13 protein-coding genes are annotated in these 21271 nt (G+C 67.3%); 2 read left to right on the top strand and 11 right to left on the bottom strand.

What is annotated here, in order from left to right; translation table 11 throughout:
• Both AC07R7_RS18865 and AC07R7_RS18860 read right to left on the bottom strand, forming a co-directional pair.
• Complete coding sequence (locus AC07R7_RS18865) at window positions 1–1332, bottom strand: DUF5690 family protein (RefSeq protein ID WP_494636253.1); 1332 nt, start codon at window positions 1330–1332, stop codon at window positions 1–3.
• Window positions 1333–1422: 90 nt separating this feature from the next.
• Window positions 1423–2142: a UTRA domain-containing protein gene (locus AC07R7_RS18860; RefSeq protein WP_494636252.1), complete on the bottom strand. Its 720-nt coding sequence runs from the start codon at window positions 2140–2142 to the stop codon at window positions 1423–1425.
• 187 nt (window positions 2143–2329) lie between these two features.
• Here AC07R7_RS18860 and AC07R7_RS18855 point away from each other — a divergent pair, with 187 nt between their 5' ends.
• A complete protein-coding gene (locus AC07R7_RS18855; RefSeq protein ID WP_494636251.1) occupies window positions 2330–4453 on the top strand; it encodes a phosphocholine-specific phospholipase C in 2124 nt (707 codons plus the stop codon).
• A 22-nt stretch (window positions 4454–4475) separates the two neighbouring features.
• Window positions 4476–5051 (top strand): HD domain-containing protein, encoded by a 576-nt coding sequence (locus AC07R7_RS18850; RefSeq protein ID WP_494636250.1) that lies wholly within the window; start codon window positions 4476–4478, stop codon window positions 5049–5051.
• On the opposite strand, the gene AC07R7_RS18845 is transcribed toward AC07R7_RS18850, so the two are convergent.
• The 9 genes from AC07R7_RS18845 to AC07R7_RS18805 form a co-directional block, all read right to left on the bottom strand.
• On the bottom strand, window positions 5048–5986 hold the full coding sequence (locus tag AC07R7_RS18845) for an aspartyl/asparaginyl beta-hydroxylase domain-containing protein (RefSeq protein ID WP_494636249.1): 939 nt from the start codon (window positions 5984–5986) through the stop codon (window positions 5048–5050). The two genes, AC07R7_RS18850 and AC07R7_RS18845, sit on opposite strands and share 4 nt — an antisense overlap.
• 4 nt (window positions 5987–5990) lie before the next feature.
• Entirely contained in the window at window positions 5991–7892 is a 1902-nt protein-coding gene (locus tag AC07R7_RS18840; RefSeq protein ID WP_494636248.1) for a sulfotransferase, read from the bottom strand.
• On the bottom strand, window positions 7889–8509 hold the full coding sequence (locus tag AC07R7_RS18835) for an aspartyl/asparaginyl beta-hydroxylase domain-containing protein (protein WP_494636247.1): 621 nt from the start codon (window positions 8507–8509) through the stop codon (window positions 7889–7891). Before AC07R7_RS18835 ends, AC07R7_RS18840 begins: the two co-directional genes overlap by 4 nt.
• Window positions 8506–9144, bottom strand: a complete 639-nt coding sequence (locus AC07R7_RS18830; protein ID WP_494636246.1) for a sulfotransferase family 2 domain-containing protein — start codon at window positions 9142–9144, stop codon at window positions 8506–8508. Before AC07R7_RS18830 ends, AC07R7_RS18835 begins: the two co-directional genes overlap by 4 nt.
• A gap of 78 nt (window positions 9145–9222) precedes the next feature.
• Window positions 9223–12024 carry a TonB-dependent receptor gene (locus AC07R7_RS18825; protein WP_492884793.1) on the bottom strand — a complete coding sequence of 934 codons (2802 nt, stop codon included), beginning with the start codon at window positions 12022–12024 and terminating at the stop codon, window positions 9223–9225.
• A 486-nt stretch (window positions 12025–12510) separates the two neighbouring features.
• Window positions 12511–13794, bottom strand: coding sequence for an MFS transporter (locus AC07R7_RS18820; RefSeq protein ID WP_492884791.1), 1284 nt, complete (start codon window positions 13792–13794; stop codon window positions 12511–12513).
• Entirely contained in the window at window positions 13787–14845 is a 1059-nt protein-coding gene (locus AC07R7_RS18815) for a LacI family DNA-binding transcriptional regulator (protein WP_494636245.1), read from the bottom strand. The genes AC07R7_RS18820 and AC07R7_RS18815 overlap by 8 nt, the downstream gene beginning before the upstream one ends.
• Window positions 14846–15035: 190 nt before the next feature.
• Window positions 15036–18035, bottom strand: a complete 3000-nt coding sequence (locus tag AC07R7_RS18810; RefSeq protein ID WP_494636244.1) for a TonB-dependent receptor plug domain-containing protein — start codon at window positions 18033–18035, stop codon at window positions 15036–15038.
• A 181-nt stretch (window positions 18036–18216) separates the two neighbouring features.
• Complete coding sequence (locus tag AC07R7_RS18805; protein ID WP_494636243.1) at window positions 18217–21252, bottom strand: glycosyl hydrolase family 28-related protein; 3036 nt, start codon at window positions 21250–21252, stop codon at window positions 18217–18219.
• Between the last annotated feature and the right edge of the window lie 19 nt (window positions 21253–21271).

The following is a 21271-nucleotide window of genomic DNA, read 5'->3' as shown; positions in this document are numbered from 1 at the left end:
TCACGGCTCGACGACCTGACCGGCGGCCGGGAAGGCCACCGCGCCCTGCCCGCTGACGGACGTCTTCCGCCGGCGCAGGAAATAGAGGCCCGCGAACAGCGTGCAGACCGCGCCGACGGCGCTGGTCGCATAGGCGCTGTTGACGAAGAAGCTCAGCCAGTCGAGGTCGACCATGGCGAAGTTGCGCCAGACCAGCAGCGCCACGCTGCCCAGATACCCCGAGGCGTCGGCCACATAGATCAGGAAGCCGGCCGTGCCGACCTGGCCGCTGAAGGCGATCATGCGGTCGAACAGCATGGCGTTGAACGGGGTGTAGGCCATGTACAGCCCCGCGCCGGTGAGGATCATCCAGGTCAGGGGCGTGAGCATGTGCGCCTGAAACGCCAGGGTCGAGCCGCCCAGCACCAGGAAGCCGGCCAGGATCACGCCGTGCATGACCAGCAAGGCCCGCAGGTTGTCGCGCACCAGCATCACCGCGCCCATCACGGCCAGCGAGACGACCGCGACCGGCAGCTCGCTGGCGGTGAACACGCCCGAGGCCTGGCCGAAGCCCAGGGCGGTCCATATCTCGGCGGCGAAGTTGTCGCGGAAGTCGCGCAAGGCCGTCAGCAGGATATAGGCCAGCACCAGCAGCACGATGCCCGGCGCGTAAGAGCCCAGGAAGGCGCGGCGCTGGGCCTTGTCCATCGGCTCCCGGCGCACGCGAGCGGCCTCGTCGGCGGCGCTGGGCGGCGGCATCTGGACCAGCGCCCAGACCGAGATCGCCAGCAGCGGCATGAAGATCGCGCCGGTGGCGGCCGGCATCCAGAACGGTGAAACGTGCAAGTCGACCATCAGCCATTTGCCGACCGACTTCACCACGCCCGACGAAAGGATGAAGCTGGCGCAGAGGATGGCGCCCAGCACCTCCGAGGTGCGGCGCCCCTCCATGAAGCCGAACACCAGGCCCCAGATCATGCCCAGCGGCAGGCCGTTCAGGAACAGCGCCGCGACGTTCCAGGGCGCGGGCACGACCGCGAAGGCCAGCAGCGCCAGCCACGAGAGGCCGATCAGGCCCAGGATGGCGACACCGCGATGGCGGGGCGCGATCTCGGAGATCACCTTGACTCCGATCATCTTGGACAGGGCGTAGCCGGCGACCTGAGCCAGCACGAGAGCGATCTTGTAGTCGACCGCGAAGCTCCAGCCCTCGACCGCGCCGAAGGTCGCCGCCGCGAACGGCTTGCGGAAGGCGTACATCGAGAAATAGGCGCAGAATCCGGCAAGGCCCGCGAACAGGGTGAAGGCCAGCGGATTGGCGCGCTCCAGCCAGCGCTTTGGACCAGTTGTCATGAGACGCCCTCTTTGGAGCGCACTGGTCTAGACCAAGTCCACGACAACTGGATGACGGCCGCGTAGGTCCGGGTTCCCCCGCTTCACGGGTCAGCGCACGCGTATGTCGACGCTGATCTTCAGGGCGTCGTGACGCCAGTGCTCGCGGTCGAACTCGACCACGCGACCTTGCGCGTCGTAACAGGTGCGGACCAGATTAAGCCCTGGCAAACCGGACTTGACCCGCAGGGCCTCGGCCTCCTCGCCAGTCAGGGCGCAAGGTCTCATATCGACCTTGTTGCGCGCCACGCCGATGCCATAGACCGACTTCAGCAAGCTGGTCAGCGAGCCGTTCAGGTCGTGGTCTATAAGACCCTGCGTCAGCGACGCGTCGACGATGATGCTCTCGAACAGCACCGCCCGACCATCGACCGAACGCCGGCGGCGGATCCAGTACATGGGCGCCCCGATCGGGCGCGAAAAGATCTCGGCCAGCACGCCGTCACAGGCGATCTCGATCTTGCTGAGGGTCTCGGTCGACGGCTGCCGCCCCTGCGCCTCGACATAGGACATGAAGCCTTCCCAGCGGGTCGGATCATACACCACCGGCGGCGGCGAGACATACCAGCCGCTGCGCTCCTTGCGGTAGATGACCCCCTCGGCCTCCAGTTGAAAGAGGGCTTCGCGCACGGTGCCGCGAGCGACGCCGCCGCCGATCTGCATCTGGCGCTCGGACGGAAGGCGCTCGCCTGGCTTGAACTCTCCGCCAGCGATGCGCGCGGCGATGTCGTCGCGCACGCCGATATACTGAAGGCTTTCGGGTTGCTGCATCGGGCGACCTGGCCAGCGGTCGAATCCCGCCATGCCGTGAGGATGGGAGGGCGCTCCCCCAGGGTCAAGGAACTGGATCGGACCAACGGTCCCGCAAGCATGACCCGCGCCTTGGTGTCACGAAAGTTTCGCCGAAGCCCCAAACTACCTGGTCTATACCAAAAATCGAATCTCGGGAGATGGGCCGATGACGACCGACCGCCGCTCTTTCCTGCGCGCCGCCGCCACGGCCAGCGCGGCGGCTAGCCTATTGCCGACCACCGTCGCCAGGGCCTTGGCCATCCCCGCGCGCCATCGCACTGGCACGATCATGGATGTCGAGCACGTCGTGATCTTCATGCAGGAGAACCGGTCGTTCGATCACTATTTCGGAGCGCTGAACGGCGTGCGTGGCCTGGGCGATCCGCGTCCGCAGCGCCTGCCCGGCGGCGCCTCGGTGTGGCGACAATCAAGTCAAGAGCATCCCGACGGCTTCGTCGCCCCGTTCCACGGCGACGCCTCGGCGACCAACGCCTACACCGTCGACGGCTCGGACCAGGGCCATCAGGCGGCGATCACCATCGTCAACGGCGGCCGCTACGATCAGTGGGGACACTCGGGCGAGCTGCACAAGCGGATGGTCTACTACAAGGCCTCCGACCTGCCCTTCTACCACGCCCTGGCCAGCGCCTTCACGGTCTGCGACGCCTATCACTGCTCGACCCTGACCCAGACCTACCCGAACCGCCTGCACCTCTGGACGGGCTGCAACGGCGGCGGCAAGGTCGGCGGCGATCCGGAAATGAGCAACTACGGCGAGGACGAGACGCCCAGCGCCGACATGGCCGAAGACAAGGTCATGGCCAAGGGGCCGCACGACTGGACGACCTATGCCGAACGCCTGCAGGCGGCCGGCGTCAGCTGGAAGGTCTACCAGGAGTATGACAATTTCGGCGACAACATCCTGTCGGTGTTCAAGACCTTCCGCCCCTGCGCCAAGGACTCCGAGTTCTACGCGCGCGGCCGCTCCTGGGTGGGCGAAGGCAAGTCCGGCGCCGATCGCAAGCGGTCGGATGGCGAGCAGCTGGTCCAGGCTTTCCGCGCCGACGTCGCCGCCGACCGGTTGCCGCAAGTCTCGTGGATCGTCACCGCCGCCGACCTCTCCGAACATCCCTCGGCCGAGCCGTCCAAGGGCGAGCATGTCTGCGCCGAACTGATCAAGGCCCTGGTCGACCACCCCGAGGTGTTCGCCAAGACGGTCTTCATCGTCAACTACGACGAGGCCGGCGGCTTCTACGACCACATGCAGCCGCCGATGCCGCCACTGACGCCCGAGCAAGGCTGGAGTTCGGTGTCGGTGGCTGGCGAGGCCAAGACCTACGGCCCGGACGCCGAGGGCGCCAACAAGGGCGCCTATCCGCTGGGCCTGGGCATCCGCGTGCCGGCCATCATCGTCTCGCCCTGGAGCCGGGGCGGCTTCGTCTGCTCGGAGGTGTTCGACCACACCTCGACCCTGAAGTTCCTGGAGCGGCGGTTCGGCGTACGCGAGGACAACATCAGCGACTGGCGCCGGACGGTCTGCGGCGACCTGACCTCGGCCTTCGACTTCGCCACGCCGAACCAGGACTGGACGGCCCTGACCCTGCCGGCCACCGCCGACTACATGCAGCGCGTGGCCCACTCCAAGGCGGCGCCGAGCCTGAGGATTCCCCAAACCCAAGGTCCATCGGCCCAGGACGGCCCACAGCGTGGCGCGCGTCCCCTGCCCTACGTCCTGTCGGCCGACGCTCGCGTCTCGGGCGGCGCGCTGTGGATCGACCTGGTCAATGCCGGGCGGGTGGGCGCGGTCTTCCAGGTCTTCGACAACACCGACCGCGAAAGCCCCTGGCGCTTCACCCTGGCGGCCGGCCGGAAATACGCCGCCGGTCACTGGAACAAGGCCGGCCTCCCGCCGGGCCCCTATGACCTGACCGTCCACGGCCCGAACGGCTTCTACCGTCGCTTCGTCGGCGACACGTCACGGCCGCAGCCGGTCGTCACGGTCGCCGCCGACGCCCGCGCGCGCCTGGTCGTCAGCCTGCAAGGCGCCGGCCTGGCGACCCTGCGCATGGCCGAGGACTATCCGCTGGCCGAGGGCGAGGCGCGCCAGACCGTGATGCTGAAGCCCCGGGGCGTCGTCCGCTCGATCTGGGATCTGCGCGGCAGCGACCACTGGTACGACCTGACCCTGACCCTGGCCGACGATCCATCGTTCACCCAGCGCCTGGCCGGGCACCTGGAAACCGGCCGCGCCAGCCGCACCGATCCCGGCATCGGCCGTATGCGCCTCTAAGCCTTCAGTTCACGGATATTCGATGACCTCTCGTCCCGCGGTCGACGCTTTCGTGGCCGAACTGACCGACCTTTTCACGCGCCTGGGCGGCCTGCACTACGGCGAGGGCGTCAGCCAGCTGGAGCACGCGCTGCAGACCGCGCACCATGCCAAGCTGGACGGCGCGCCGCCGGAACTGGTCGCCGCCGCCCTGCTGCACGACGTCGGCCACATGATGCAGAAGGTCGGCGAGAACGCCGCCGACCTCGGCATCGATACCCGGCACGAGCACATCGGCGCCGGCTATCTGGCCCGCGCCTTCAGCCCGGCGGTCACCGAGCCGATCCGCCTGCACGTGGCGGCCAAGCGCTATCGGGTCGCGGTCGATCCGGCCTATCTGGAGAGTCTCAGCCCCGCCTCGCTGCAGAGTCTGGCCTTGCAGGGCGGTCCGTTGTCCGCCGCCGAGATCGAGGACTTTCTGGCAGATCCGGCGGCGCGGCCCGCCCTGCGGCTACGCGGCTATGATGAGGCTGGCAAGGCGCCCGACGCCGAGATCGCGGGCCTGGAGACCTATCAGGGTCTCCTCCGCGACCTGATCGATCGCGCGGACGGGACCTAGTCCACGACGAGGTGCTGCAGCACGCGCTTTTCCAGCACCAGCAAGGCGCTGGCGTCGTTGGTGCGCATCACCAGCCCCTCGGCCAGCGGCCCGGCGGCCTGGCGCACAGCGTCGACCAACCGCTGGAAGTCCTCCAGCCCTCGCCCGCCGACGCCGTGGAGAGCGCACAGCTGGCGCCAGTCGAACATGAAGCTCTCCAGCAGCTTGCCGAACCGCGCGGCGCGCGCCCTGGCGTCGGCGGTGTCGTCGGCGAGCGCCAGCTCCGCGCACAGGTCATCGATCAGCCATTGCGCCTCTGCGGCGGGCATTACGGGGGAGCGCTGGTCGTCCTCGGTGAGCAGGTCCGGAGAGGCGCCGGGATCCCAGGCCACCGTCCGCCATTGCGCGCGCGGCGGCGTCGGCCCGCAGGCGAGCCGCCAGAACGCCGCCGTGCCGGTGGTGTCGGCGACCAGGTGGATACGCTCGGCGTCGGCGTTGTTCTCGACATGGTGCCGGCGCCAGTTGTCGAAGATCCAGGCCTCGCCGGCGCCCATGTGCACCGCCTCGCCGTCGCAATGGAAGCGGACCGCCGGCTGGGTGAAGACCGGAATGTGGACCCGCACGCGCGTGTGCCAGTGGTAGTTGATATCAGCGTGCTCGGGCACGCCCGCGCCAGGCGCCAGGCGCATCAGCCGCGAGCGGCTCCAGACCACGCCGAAGCCCGCCAGGACCTGTTGAAGGTAGGGCATGCTCTGCAGCCAGCGTGTCGGCAGCATCTGTCCGTGCACGGCGTCGGTCTCGCCCCCGCCTGCGCTGATCAGGCGCGCCGCGCTGTTGCCCGGCAGGCGATCCGGATGCGCAACCCAGGCCTCGCCCGGCAACGCCGCGACCTCGGCCTGCAGGCGCGCCACGTCGAAGAGCACGGGAATCTGGAAGAAGGGGCGCGATAGCCGCATCGGATCAGCTCCTGTAGGTCGCCCGGGCGTCGCCCAGCGCATCGGCCAGCGGAGCCAGCCACGGCGCGTAGTGCTCCCACTGGGTCAGTCCGTCCCTGCCGAGGGGCTGGCGCACCTGTTCGGAGCTTGGCGTGCGCACGCTGCGACGGGTTTCGTGGAAGGTCAGGCAGGCCGGTTCGAACGGCAACCCGGCATGGGCCAGCATCCGGCGCACGCCGCCTTCGATATCCTCGATCACGTCCTCGTACGAGACCCTCAGCACCCGGCCCGGCAGCACCGCGTTCCAGTGCCGCATGACGTCGAGATAGGTTCGGTAGTAGCGGGCGATATCGTCGACCCCGTAGGTGAATTCCTGGTTCGTCGTGCCGAACAGCTGCTTGAGATTGCTGAAGCCGCAGGCCATCGGCTCGCGCCGGACGTCGAGGATCGTCGCGCGCGGCAGGATCAGGTGGATCAGGCCGATGTGCCAGAAGTTGTTCGGCATCTTGTCGACGAAGAACGGTCGACCCAGCCGGCGATAGGTCCGCGTCTCGGTCAGAAAGCGCTCGCCCAGCGCCCTCGCTTCTCCGGCCGTCAGGTCCAGCAGCGCCTCTGGCTCCAGCGGCAAGCCGCAATCCGCATCGCGGCCGCAGAGCTCCCCGGCATAGCGGCCGATCTCGGTCAGTTCCTGCGTGCCCTCGACCTGGGAATGGGAGGCCAGGATCTGCTCGATCAGGGTCGAGCCCGAACGCGGCAGGCCCAGGACGAAGATCGGGGCGGGATCGTCCGCCCCCCAGCCGGCGCGTTCGGCGAAGACCTCGGCGGTAAAGACCTTCCTCAGCCGAGCGGCGCAGGCCTCCGCCGCCTCTGGGCGCCACCGAGCGAGGTCGCGACGCACCGCATTTCCGCGCGCGTAGGATCGCCACGAGGCCTCGTAGTCGCCCCGATCTTCCAGCGCCTTGCCCAGGGCGAAGCCCAGATAGACGCGGTCCATGTCCGGGAGATCGTTCCGAGCCTCCAGGGCGCCCATCCGCGCGACCTCGTCGTCGGAGAACCGATAGGTCTTGAGGTTGGCGAGACTGAACCAGGCCACGCCATTGTCCGGCCGCGCCGCCAGCGAAGCCTGGTAGTCGGCGATGGCCTCCTCCCGCCGGCCCGTGACCTTCAACGCGTTGGCCCGCCACAGGCGTAGGTCGGCGACCTCCGGTCCCGTCGGGGGCAGACCGTCCAGCAGCCGCGCATAGAGATCGATCACCGGCTCGTGGTCACCCAGCGCGACGCAGGCCGCGCCGTACTGCTTGAGGTAGTCGCGGTTGTCGGGATCGTCCCGCAGCAGGCGCTCGGCCTCCTGCCGCGCTTGGGCCGGCTTCTGCCGCTGCAGCAGCACCATCCCGTAGTCGAAGCGGGCGGCATGGTAGTCCGGCGCGCGCTCGACGACCGACTGCAGCAGCGCCTCTGCCTCGGCGAGATCGCCACGCTCCAGACGAATTCGGGCGAAGAGGCGCAAGGCGCCGACATTGAGATTGTCCTGGCGCAGGTAGTCGCGCAGCACCGCCTCCGCCGGTTCCAGGTCGCCGTCGGCCAGCAGGCTACTGGCCATCACCACTGCCGGCGGCAGCTGCTTCAAGATCGCCAGATGCTGGGCCGCCGTGGCCGACTGGGCGGCGTCGCCCGCCATGCGGTAGAGCTGCTCCAGCATGTCCCAACTGGCCGGCAGGCTCGGGTTGAGGCGCACGGCCTCATGCAGCGCCGCGATCGCCGCCGGCCCATCGCGCAGCAGGATGTGGCAGTGACCCCGCTCCTGGTGGAGGCGGCTGAACCGGGGATGCAGCGCCTCCAGCCGCGCCAGCGTGGCCAGGGCGTCCGGGACGCGCTGCCCAGCGCGCAGGTGCTGGGCTTCACGCAGCAAGGCGTCGCGTTCCGTCACCGCGGCGCGCTCGCCGCCAGGAACGGCGCCAGCCAGTCAGGGTCAGGCTGGTCGGCGTCGTAATATTCGAAGATCAGGTGGATGCGGTCCGTGGCGCCGTCATTGCGCACCCAGTGGGGGCCGAGGTTGTCGACCTCCACCGCCTCGCCGACCGGAAAATGGCGTTCTTCGCCGCCGAAGAACGACACGACGCCGGGATTGGTCGTCAGCGGCACGTGGATCTTGTGCGGCCATTTCGCGGCGGGGTTGGCGTCGATGTGTGGATGGATCACCCCGCCCGAGGGCACGCGGGCCAGCATCACCCGCGGAAACACCCCGCGCGCATAGCCGTAGTCGCGCACCGCCTGGGCGAGCACCGGCTCCAGCAGGTCGCGCCATGGGGCCCAGGCCCGACGATCATGCGACCCGCGCCAGTCGCGCGGACTGTCGATGAAACGGAAGACGATGTGACGGGTCGCGCCCAACGCCTCGAACCTGTTCGGCTTGGCGGCGTTCTCCGCCGCCCAGATGTCCTCGGGGATCGCCAGCACGGCCGTCCGCAAGGCGGCGATGTCGACGAGGCCGAGCTTGCGGACCGCCGCGGTCTTGCGCGGATTGGCGGCCGGCATGGCGCTCATCGCAGGCCTTCGAAGGTGTAGCCGAACAGCTCAAGATCCTGGGCGTAGCGGGCCGCGACGCCGTCGGTCAGGGCCTGATCGTAGTATTGGCGATAGTCGCCGTGCTGGCTGCCGTTGACGCGCTCGAGCGGCTGGGAGGGAATGCCGATCCGCGCGCAGATGGCGTCGTAGGACCCCTGCATGTCCTCCACGCGACCGACCTCATCAGCCAGCAGGGTGTAGCCATCCGCGTCGACCAGCAGTGAAGCTTGCGGTTGGAACAGGACATGTTGTTCAGGCGGGTCGACGAACAGGAAGTGGCGCATCGCCTCGCGCGGTTGCCGGTCGAAGACGTCGCCACCGCGCAGCATGAAGGCGCAGTACGAGACGAAACGGTCGAATGGATTGCGCACAAAGGCGAACTTGAAATAGTCGCCGAAGGCCGCCTCGCCGACATACGGCCGCACCTGCCGCAGGGACAGGTGACCATGCCGGATCGCCGCCAGGTCCTCCCACGGGAAGCGCTTGTCGACGAAAAGACCCACCTGCTCGACGTCGCCGTCGTCCAGGTGCTCGCGCAGGGCCCGTCGCACGGCATGGGTGCCTGTCTTGGGCACCGCGGCGAAGATGAAGCGATGTCGATGCGAGACAATCACGTTCGAGCCCACGCAAAGGGGCGCCCCTCCCCGCCGGAAAGGCGGGTCGGGGCGCGGTATTGACCAAGTTTAATCGTCTTAGAACTTGTAGCGAAGACCGACCATGTAGGTCGCACCGCTCTGGGTCTGGTTATAGAGATACTCGTTCTGACCCCAGAACTGGGTGTCCTTCTGGTTCGTCAGGTTGATCGCGTTCAGCGTGAGCTGGAGCGCGCTCGAGACGTTGAGGAAGGCCGAGGCGTCCACATAGGTGGATCCCTGGAACCCGCGCGTGCTGGCGCTCATCAGGCTGTCGCTGTGGCCGGTGAACCACTTGTTGCGATGGCTCAAGGAGCCCCGCAGGCCCCAGCGCTCGGTTTCATAGTAGAGCGTGGCGTTATAGCTGGTGTTCGAGATGCCGGTGAGCGCCTCGTCGGCGTCCACATAGGTATAGTTCACCACCGCGCCCAGCTTGTCGAACGGCGCCGGCAGGAACGAGAATTGCCCCTGCGCGGCCAGTTCCACACCCGTCAGTTGCTTCGTACCGGCGATATTGACCGGCATCTCGAACTCTTTGACGATCGTGTTGGCCGTCGCACCCGGGATCGTGGTGTAGGGCACGCCCGTCTGGCTGAACGGGATCTTCTCGAGCGTCTGCGTGCCGATGAAGTTCTTCAGGCTCTTGTGGAACACGCTCGCCGACAGCAACCCGTCCTGGCCGAAGTAGTATTCCGCCGCCAGGTCCAGCGTGCTGTCCTTGTAGGGCTTCAGGTTGGGGTTGCCGCGCGACGCCGTGATATCGCCGCTGTCGGCCTGGAACGCGCTGCCCTTGGCCGCCATCGAGCCCAGACCCGGACGGTTCAGGTTTTGCGTGGCGGAGAAGCGCACCATCACCTGCGGCGTCAGTTCCAGAACCGAGTTCATGGCCGGCAGCACGCCGTCATAGCTGCCCTTCACGTCCGTCGTGCCCAGATAGGCGTAAGCGTCGCCCTGGATCCAGCCGGTGCCGTGAGTGTCGGTCTGATAGCCGCGCAGGCCGATATTGCCGCGGAAGCGCTTGCCGAAAAGGTCGCTGTCCCAGTCCGCCTGCACGTACTCGGACACGGTCGCTTCCGAGGTCTCGTAGACGTTCTCGATGTCCTGCAGCGCGCCGCCCGTGCCGTCCTTGTTGGGGCCGAACCGGTGGTACTCGTTGAACTTGGCGAAGGTCTTGTCATAGTCGCCAACCAGCCACGAACCGAACTCGTTGGTGAAGACGGTGGTGACGTCGGCGACCGACTTGCCGCGCATCTTGGACCGGGTTCCATTGACGTTGTCGTCATAGAACAGGTCCCGGCCGCCTTGCGTGAACTTGTGGTAGGCCACGCCAGCGCGCAGGGTCCACACGTCGTTCAGCGCATACTGGACGTTCAGAACGCCTTCCTTCAGCTCCGACTGGTTGTTGAAGCCGCGATAATAGAAGGAATCCAACGCGTAGTTGGCCGGGTTGGTGGCGTCGAAATTCGGGTAGGAGAACGTCGCCGATTGGCCATCAGCGCCATAGTTGGCGACCATATTGCCTTTGGCGCGCATATACAGCTTGTCGTCATAGGGGGTCTTGTAGGTCGACTTCTCGTAGCCGACGTGACCATCGATCTTGAGGCGATCGGACAGGTCCCACTTGCCGGTCAGCGCGACCTGGTTGAAGCGGTTTTCGTTCAACGACCGGCGATGCTCGCTGCCGAAGGTCGTGCCCGTGACATCGGTCATGGTGACGTAGTTGCTGCTGTCCCACGCCAGGTTGTTGAGCACCGAACCCTTCTGGAACTGCGACGGCCAGACGCCGCCCGCCGGGGTGTCGAACGCGAAGGACTTCGTCCCCGACCCCAGCGGCCGCGTGGCCAGGTGATATTCGTTGCGGTGGGTCGTGAACTCGCCGTGCAACACGTCCAGCGTCAGGAGGAGATTGTCCGCCGGCTTCCACTGCACGGCGCCCGTCAGACCCAGGCGCTCGGCCTTTGAGTTCCAGGAGGAGATGCGGTTGCCGTCCGCGATATACAGGTCGCCGGAAAGGAACTTGCTCTGCTGCGCGGCGGACAGGTGGGAGATGTCCAAGCCGTTGGCGACCAGCTTGCCCATGTCAGAGGCGCTGAGCTTGTCGTAGTTATAGGTGTTGTGACCTTGCTCGGTGGTCTCGCGCTTGCTGTAGGCGACCGACACCGCCACGCCGAACCTGTTGTCCCAGTTGTAGCTGAACAGGCCGGCGACGCGCGGCTGGGTGTCCTTGGTATATTGGTTGGTGCCGGCCTTGACCGAGATGGCGCCCTTGGCGCCGGGCGCGTAGTCGAACGGCTTGCCGGTGAACAGGCCGACCGTGCCGGCCATGCCGCCCTCGTTCTGGGCGGCCTGGAAGGTCTTCTCGACCTCGACCTTCGAGAACAGTTCCGAAGCGAAGATGTTGAAGTCGAAGGCGCGGTCGCGCGAGCGCTGGCCGCGGCTGTCCTGCGCCGAGTCGACATTGCCCAGCACTTCCATGCCGTTCAGCTGCACGCGCGCGAAGTCGGGACCCAGGCCCCGCAGCGAGATGCGGCGACCTTCGCCGGCCTCGCGGGTGATCTGCACGCCCGGCAGGCGCTGCAGCGACTCGGCCAGGTTCAGTTCCGGGAACTTTGCCATGTCCTCGGCGACGATCACGTCCTTCTGGATGACCGAGTCGCGCTTGATGGCGCGCGCGTCGCTCAGCGACTTGCGGAAGCCGGTGACGACGACCGCGTCGACCGTGTCGGCCGAGGCCGATTCATTGGCGGTCTGTTGCGCGAACGCGGCCGATGAATGAGCGCCAACGGCCAGAGCCGCGACGGTCGCCAACAAAAAGCTCTTCAGGTTCGGGCGCGCGGCTCGAACGGGATATAGCGTCGACATGATTGGTTCCCCTGCCCCAACTGGTATGGACCAGAGCGCTTTAAGCGCTTGCCACGACATCAGCGTGACAGTCGGCGTCGAAGCCCCGGAAATTCCGCCCCCCTGGCTGACGCGCCAGTAACGGCCCTTGCCGCAAGCTCAAGCTGAGACCCAGGATCCGATCGAATGGGCCCTCACAGGCGAATTTCATCGCATACGGATGAACACCGCGCCGCGACATCCATGCCCAGGCGACGCCTCCTCCACCAGACATGCTGGCAGGCGCGTGCGCGCTATGCCTCGTCATCTCCGCGAGATCAGCGAGAAACTCTACTTTTGGACTATACCAAATGAGATCAGGGAGCCCTTCCCCGCCGCCGGCGCGTCGGCGGGCGAAGACCGTCGGCCGACTCCGGGCGGCGCGCCCCAGGACGGCGACTTGGCCCGCGCCTGGAGCTCAGCGCGTCGCGACAGGCCGAGCGCCAGGAGTTTGCGATCGTCCAACACTCATGCCCGCCGACCCAGCTTCCGCATGGCGTAGAAGATCAGCAGACTGGTCACCAGCAGCACGGCCGCCAGGGCCAGCATGGGCGCTAGGTTGCTGCCGGTGGCGTCGCGCACCATCGGCACCATGTTCTGGGCGATGAAGCCGCCCAGATTGCCGATCGCGTTGATCGCCGCGATGCCGGCCGCCGCTCTGGGACCGCTGAGGAAGCTCGGCGGCAGGCTCCAGAACACCGGCTGGGCGGCGAAGATGGCCGGCGCGGCGATGCACAACGCGGCGAACTTCAGCACCGGGCCGGGCAGGATCACGCTGAGGACGAGACAGAGGGCGCCCAGCAGAACCGGTCCGGCGATATGCCAGGCGCTGGCCCCATGGCGCGCGGCATGGCGCGGCACCGCCCAAAGCGCCACGGCGACCATCAGCCAGGGAATGACGTTGATCAGACCGTTTGTCGTATTGGAGACGCCGAACGACTTGACGATGGTCGGCAGCCAGTAGCTCAGACCGTAGGCCCCCAGCGGCATGCCGATGTAGAGGCCGGCCAGCAGCAGAACGCGCGGATCGAACATCGCCTTCCAGGCGCCGCGATGGTCGTCGACCACCCCGCCCCGCTCGGTGTCGAGCACCTTGGCGAGCCAAGCCTTCTGGTCGTCCGGCAGCCAACGGGCATGGGCCGGGCCATTGGGCAGCTTCCACAGCACGTAGGGCGTCAGGAGGATCGCCGGCGCGCCGGTGGCCAGGAACACCCACTGCCAGCCGGCCAGTCCCAGCAGGCCGTCCAGATCGAGCAGCAGGCCGCCCACGACCGCGCCGACGGCGTTGGCGATGGCGCTGGCGATCATGAACAGTCCCACCATCCGCGCCCGGTGCGATTGAGGATACCAAAGCGTCAGGACATAGAGCACGCCGGGGAAGAACCCCGCCTCGGTGACCCCGAGCAGGAAGCGCAGCACGTAGAACATCGTCGCGTTCTGGGTGAAGCCCAGGGCCAGAGTGACCAGACCCCACGTGAACATGATCCGCGCGAACCATACCCGCGCTCCCACCTTGGCCAGGATCAGGTTCGACGGCGCCTCGAACAGGAAGTAGCCGATGAAGAACAGAGACGCGCCAAGGCCATAGGAGGCTTCGCTGAGACCCAGGGCCTGAACCATGTCCAGCTTGGCGTAGGAGACGTTCTGCCGGTCGATATAGGCGATCAGGTACATCAGGCAGAACAGCGGCATCAGCCGCGCGGTGACCCGCCGGACGGTCGCGACTTCCAGATCGGGAGACGGATCAGACATTCGAGGGCCTCTTGTCAGGACGTCGGGGAGGAGCGGTAGAGTCCCGCTGGATCAGTACATGGTCCAGCACGTGATCCGCATAGACCTCCGCCGAGGGCGCGGGCGAACGCAACGCGCGCAGCAGAAGATCGAGGGCCACCGCGGCCATCTGGCGGACGGGCTGGCGAATGGTGGTCAGCGGCGGCCACAACGTAGTGGCCACGGTCGTGTCGTCGAACCCGACGATGGTCAGGTCGCCCGGCACGTCCAGGTGTCGGCGGTGAGCGACCGACACGGCCGCGGCGGCCATGTCGTCGTTGCTGGCGAAGATGGCGGTCGGCAGCCGGTCGCCGTCCAGCAGCGCCTCGGCGGCGCGCAGACCCGAGTCGTAGGTGAACGCGCCGTGCGCCAGGACAAGCTCGGCGCCTTCGACGGTCGCGATGGCCGCCCGGGCGCCGTCCAGGCGCGCGGCGCTGGCGGTCTGGTTGGGGTTGCCGACGATGAAGCCGATCCGGCGATGACCCAGATCCAGAAGATGCCGGGTCATGGCCTGGCTAGCCTGACGATCATCGATCCGGACATTGATCGCGTCCATCGGGGGACGGCCCGCGGCGACCACGGCGACGGGCAGATTGGCGGCGCGCAGGACATCCAGCACCACGGCGGACTCGCCGAGCGGCGGCGCCAGCACCACGCCATGAACGCCGCCGTTCAGCAGTGGCCGCAGCTCGTGGAGCGAAGGGACAGCCCCGTTCTCGCCGCGAACCAGGATCAGCCGCGCGCCGGCGCTGGTGGCCTCCTCGAACACACCGACCAGGAAGTCGCTCATGAACGCGGCGCTGGGATTGGAATAGACGACGCCGATGCGCAGCTCGCCGGCCGTGACCAGATTGCGGGCCGCCTGGTTAGGTTGGAAATTCAGGTCGCGGATGGCGTCGAGCACCGCCCGCCGGGTGGCGTCACGGACCTTGGCGCCGTCGTTGATGACCCGTGACACGGTCATCCGCGAGACGCCCGCCCGTTCGGCGACGTCGGCCATGGTGGCGTCCCGGAGGCGGTCCGGCCTGCTCAACGGGCGCCCCCTATGCTGATCTCTCTCGTCACCAGAATCATCAACTCGATCTCCCCGGCTGGGCCGCCTCGGGCGCCCCAGCCGGTTTCAGTCTGTAGCGCAAAGAAAGACGCCCGAGCCACGATCCGGCGCTTGGCCGGATTCGGGCCCGGGCGAGGCCGCCCTGGGGAAGGAGAGGCGGAGACAGGGTCTAGAATGCGTAACGCAGACCGACGTGGTAGAAGCGGCCCAGCAGGTCATAGAGCGCCGGGTTGGCGTCCAGGCCGGTGTTGGTCTGCGGCGACGGCGTCGGATCGCGGTCCAGCAGGTTGTCGACCTTGCCGTAGATCTGCAGCCCCTTGCCGAACTTGTACGAGGCGCTGATGTCGACGTAGGTCGCGCCGCTCATGTGGTTGTAGTCGATGGTCGGGTTGCTGCCGGTCGAGACTGGGCAGCTACCGACCTTGCATTCGACGTAGTCGGTGGTCGTGCCGCCGAACCTGCCGTCGCTGAACCAGCGCTCCTGAACGCTGAAGGCGAAGCGGTCGGTGTCCCAGGACTGAATGGCCAGGAACTTCCAGTCCGGCGTGGCGCCAGAGTTCTGGCCGGCCGAGTCGACGGCGACCGCGCCGGGGATGCCGGGGTTGGTGACGAACTTGTGGGTGTTGGTGGCCAGGCCACGGACCGTGAAGCGGCCCGGAACGCTGGGCAGTTCGAAGCGGTAGCTGCTCTCGATGTCGAAGCCGCTGGTCTTGATCGAAGCCAGATTGAACGTCTGCGAGTTGACGAAGGCCGTCGCGCCGCCAGAGGGGCTGAAATTGAAGGCGCCACAGAACTGGGTCATGCCCGCATAGCAGAAGTTGACGATCTGCTGAGCGCCCAGGCTGGAGATGCCCCCATTGAGGACGATGTTGTACCAGTCGACCGAAACGCTGAAGCCCGGCAGCCATTGCGGGTTCGACAGCACCGCGCCGATGGTCACGTTCTTGGCGATTTCCGGCTTCAGGTCCGGGTTCCCCACCACATTCTGCAGAACCGTCAGCGCGCCGCCCGAGGGCTGGCCGGCTGGGGGCGTGCCGTTTGAGGGGACGGTGAAGTTCGGCAGCGTGGTCGTCACCGGCGCGGCGAACAGTTCCGACAGGTTCGGCGCGCGGACGTCCCGCGAGGTGACGGCCCGCAGGCGGACGCCATCGATCGGCGTATCCCAGGTGGCCCCGACCTTCCAGGTGTAGACGGTGCCGGAGGTGCTGTAGTCGGTCCAGCGGCCGGCCATGTTGAGATTGGCCCTGCCCGCCGCTTCCGAATTGACCAGCGGGATGTTCACTTCGGCATAGGCTTCCTTGACCGAATACTCGCCGGCGCCGGAGTGGTAGTTGCCCGCGAACCAGTTGGAGCCCGACGCGGTCAGGACCGGGTCGGCGGGATAGTCCGCGGTGTTGGGCGAGTCCGTGTTGCCATCGCCGTAGGGGTCGCCTTTGACGTGGTACTGCTCCTTGCGCCACTCGCCGCCGAAGGCCAGCGACACCGGACCGGCCCACAGCGAGAAGGGCTCGCCGCTGAAGTTGATGCTGGCGACGTCCTGTTTCTGCACCGAGTGCTGATACGGGCCGTTCTTGGGCGTGATGTAGGCCAGGGCCGCTTCGCTCGGCGGCTTGCCGCCGAAGATGTTGATCGGCACGCAGCCATTGGCGCGGGCGATCGGGTCGGCGCAGACGATCTGGCCGCCCACCGTCGTGGCCTGGATGGCCGCGCGATAGCGCGGCATCAGCAGGATGTCGCGAACGTGGATGTTCGTCGTGTTCTGGCCGTGGGTGTAATAGGCGTCGTAACGCCATTCCTTGCCCAGGGCGTTGAACTTGCCGTCGGCGCCGATCACCGCCCGGACTTGGGTCCGCGTCGGATGGACCGAGATGTTCCGCGGCAGCAGCGCGTTGCTGGTGCCGAAGTTGAAGGTTGTGACGCCATTGGCCGCGCAGGCGGCCACGACCGAGGCCGGCAGATACGGGTTCGAGCACGACATCGAGAGGTTGGTGGTGGCGGCGCCCGGGTTAGGCTGGTTGCTGCTTTCCACACGGGCGACGTTCAGGGTCGCGTAGATCTCGTTGTTGTCGTCCAGGTCGTAGCCGATGCGACCATAGCTGCCCATCCGCTTGATCCGGGATTGCAGCGAGGTGCCGACGCCGACATTGCCCGACAGGTCGCCGCCAACGCAGAAGCCGCCGTTCGTGTAGCAGCCGCTGACCGCGCCGTTGGCCGCCTTGGACGGCACGCCGCCACCGCCATACTGGAACTGGAACGGATTGCCGGCCTGGTCGAACGCCGTGCCTTGCAGCGGGCCGTTACTGATCAGGCCATATTTGGTGTACTGATAAGCTTGGGCGTGCTCGCGATAGAGGTACTGAGGCGAACCGTCGTTGGTGACCCCACGATTGACCAGGGTGGCGGTCGTGTACCAGTCGCGGCTGCCCGGCGCGTCCTCGCCGAAGCCACCCGCCGGAACGCCTTCTTCCCAGTCATATTCGCCGCTGACCTGCACATGCAGGCGGTCATTCATGAAGTTCTTGCCCGCGGCGACCTGCGCCAGCCACTGGTGGTTGTCGCCATAGGTGGTGACGCCACCCATGACGTTGGCCTTGAAGCCCACGAACTTCTTGTTGGTGATGAAGTTGACCACGCCGCCAACGGCGTCCGAGCCGTAGGAGGCCGAGGCGCCCCCGGTGACCACGTCGACCCGCTCAACCAGCAGCTGGGGGAACAGGCTGATGTCCGGCACGCCGGTGACATTGGCCGGCACGACCCGCTGGCCGTCCAGCAGGGTCAGGGTGCGGATGGTGCCAAGGCCGCGCAGCGAGAACGAGGACAGGCCCTGCTGACCGCTCGAGGTGCTGAACGTGCCGGTGGTGGCGCCGCTGGAGCCCTGCAGAGAGGGCAGCTGGGTGATGGCGGTGAAGATGTTCGGCTGGGCGGCGCGCTCGAGGTCGGCCGTGCCCAGAACCTGGGTCGGAGTCGGCGCGGTGAAGCCGGTCGACCGGATCCGCGTGCCCGTGACGATGATTTCGGTCAGCGCCGTCGAGTCGGACGATCCCCCGGCGGAAGCCGGCGCCGTCTGGGCGTTGGCCGCTCCGGCCGCCAAGACCATCGCGACCGCGCTGGTCGCGAGCAACACGCTCAAAACGGGCGATCGCCCCCGCAGGCTACCGACAGCGCTCATCCTACACCCTCCCATTTTTCATTGAGACCATCGTTCGATGGTCTGATCGGACTATCTCAGACGATGGGACCGCTAACTATACGACCATGGTCGTATGCCCTGCGGGCTGGAGCTTCGGGCCAACGCCAACAGCCCCGCACGCGGCGCGCCCGGGGCTGCTTTGCCGTCCGTCATCGGGGCTTTATCGCGGGCGAACCGCGTAGAGCGCGTGGTGGGTCAGCACGAACAGAGTCTGCTTGTCGGGGCCGCCGAACAGCAGCTGCAGCGGCCGTTCGGGGACGTCGACGCGCCCCAGTTCCTGGCCGTCCGGCGCGTAGACGAATACCTGGCCATTGGCGACATAGACCCGGCCCTGGCCGTCCGTCGCGACGCTCTCGCCGCCCCGGTCGGCGAAGGGTTTCAGGTCGGTGATCGCCCCGCCCTTCCCAACCACGCCGCTGTAGGTCTTGTTCTCGGAGCTGTTGGCCAGGAACACTCGCTGCCCCGGCTTCGCCGTCGTGAAGCCATAGGTGTCCAGCGAGTCGGAGAACCGCAGGCCGCGATAGTCCGGCGGTCCCTGCTGAAAGACGCGGTAGGCCGGCAGCACCAGGCTGCCGTCAGGCGAGACGTATTCGCGCGACTTCGAGCCGGCCATGCCACGGACGAAGAGCTCGGCCAGGGTCGGGTACTGGTAGGTCTCCGGGTCGATCTGGTCCTTGAACTCGCCATTGCTCCACCAGTTGACCGGCAGCACGGTCGCAGCGCCGGTATGGTCGGCGGTCGGCGTCGCGGGGATCACCGTCACCTCGGTGTCCGGGCTGCCCGGCCTGAAGCTATAGACCGAGCCGTTGCGGCCGTCCGACGACAGCACCAGCAAATTGCCCGAGGCGTCGACCGCCAGGTTGACCGGATCCAGCGTGTTGTCGCGCACGATCGACAGCTTGCGGGCGTCCGACCAGCTGTAGATGCGCTGATGTTTGCGATCGGCGAAGTACAGTGTCCCGGCCGCGTCTACGGCCCCGCCGCCCAGCGAGTAGAAACCGTCGGCCAGCTTCTCCACCGTCGCGCCAACCGGGAAAACAGAGGGCGCGACCGGCTTCGAGACCGCCGGCAGGTCCAGCACCGCGAACTGGCGCTCGCGCACCTCCAGGCCGTTGGTGACGTCCTGGATCGCGTTCTCGTAGGGATACTTGGTCAGGCGCAGGAAGGTCGCGCAGCCGTTCTCGTCGCAGGTTCCCAGACCACTCTCGCCATTGACCGCCACGTTACGGAACCGGATGTCGTGCGAGTTATAGACCCGCACCGCCGCCGCCGCCGGCTTGCGCGTCCGGGTGACGCGATAGCCGTGATAGTTGGCCAGCAGGATGTTGTGGGAGTCGCGGATCTCCAGCGAGACGGTGTCCTCGCCCTCCCCGGCCTCCTCTTCGGTCTGCGGGGCCAGGAACTCCCAGTTGGCGACGCGGTTCAGCGTGATCTCGGTGCGCACGTGGTGCTCGACCGACGTCTGGTACACGTGGCCGGGCGTCGTGGTGTCGGAGACGTAGATGCCCGTATAGGCGTAGGTATTGGGGCTCCAGACATTGGAGAACGTCCCGCCGCCGCCATTGGTCACCCACAGACTGGGATACTGACCCGCCCAGCGCTTGGCCGGATCGGCGTCGCCGGTTCCGTTGGCGTTGTAGGGGATGACCCGAGTCCCATCGAACAGGTTGGTGCCGTGGCCGCCCTGGAACTTGACGTCGTTGACCATCGAGGTCGCGCCGGCCGTCCACAGCAGCGCCGTGGCGCGCGGATTGGCGCCGTCGGTGTAGAGGCCCAGGCCGAAAACGATATTGTCGCCCCCCTTCGCCGACTCCACCAGGGCCTTGGGCGCGCCAACGCCCTGATAGCCGGGCGTGCCGTGGGGCAACACGATCTGGGTCAGGCTGGGATGCAGACCGATCAGCACGGTGTCGGGCTTGAGCTTCAGGGTGTCGGTGACGCGGTAGAAGCCTGTCGGGAAATAGACCACGCGATGGGCGTCGATCGCCTTCTGGATGGCGGCGGTGTCGTCGGTGGCGTTGTCGCCCCTGGCGCCCTGTGTCCGGACATTCGTCCAATCGGCGGTCGGCGGCAGCGCCCGGATCGCGGGCGCGTTGGGCTTGGGAAAGGCCTTCAAGGGTTCGGCCTGGAGGTTCGTGCGGTACTCGCCCATCTGGCCGGGCGCCGGCACGGTCAGGCCGTGGTTGAAGGCGGAAACGTGGTAGGTCGCCCCCTTGCCGGCGACCGTCTTGCCGCTGTCGCGGAAGCGGGCGAACACCGGGGTGTTGGACGCCACGGCGTTCTCGAAGCCGACCTGGGTATAGACGTTGCGCTCGTTGGAAATGACGACGCCGGTCTTGGAGACGTTCTCGAAGCGGACGTCCTTGCCCCACAGCCAATCGCCATAGCCCTTGTCGATCTCGATGCCGATCGGCGTGTCGCGCATCGTGACATTGACCAGGGTCAGGCCCGCCTCGTGCTCGCGGATCGCCGCGTCGCGCTGGCCTTCGAAGGTCGAGTCCAGCAGCACGAAGCCCCAGGCCGGCGACGGTTTCTCGGCCAGGATGCCATAGCGACCGCCCTTGAAGTGCAGGTCCTCGGCCTCATTGGCGACGTGGTAGAGACCCGCCAGGCCCGAGCCGATGTCGAACTCCATGTGGGTCAGTACGGCGTGCTGGGCGGCGTGGAAACGGATCGCCGTGGCGGCCGGATTGCCCTTGCCGATCTTGAAGTCGATGTTGCTCATCGCGCTGTAGAAGGTGCCGGGATTGGCATCCGGCACGTTCTTGTCGAACGGCACGCTGCCCGGCGGCGGGAAGGCCACCGGACGGCCCGCCGGGTCGCGCTTGGCGCCGGCGAAGATCACCATGTTAGCGACGCCCTTCTGGAAGCCCGGCGTGGCGTCGGGGAGCTCGATCAGCGGCCGCGTGGCGCCGACGCCGAACACCCGCACGCCCGGCCACAGGAACAAGGTCCTGGTGATCCGATAGCGCCCCGAGGGCAGGAAGACGAGGCCGCCGCCCGGCTTGGCCGCCGCCGCGTCGATCGCCGCCTGGATCGCCGCGCCGTCATCGGTCTTCCCGTCGCCCTTGGCCTTGACCATGATGGCGGCCGGGTCGTCGGGGACCGTGGCCAGGACCGAGGTCGAGGCCCAGGCGGGATCGGTCGCCAAGCTCAACGCGATCGAAGCCGCGCCCAACACAAGCCAATGCTTCATGGCAGCCTCCTTCACCCGC

It is taken from the genome of Caulobacter sp. GW821-FHT05F04 (assembly GCF_059419665.1).
The sequence above is the reverse complement of the archived record's forward strand: the minus strand, read 5'-3'. Positions and strand labels throughout refer to the sequence as shown.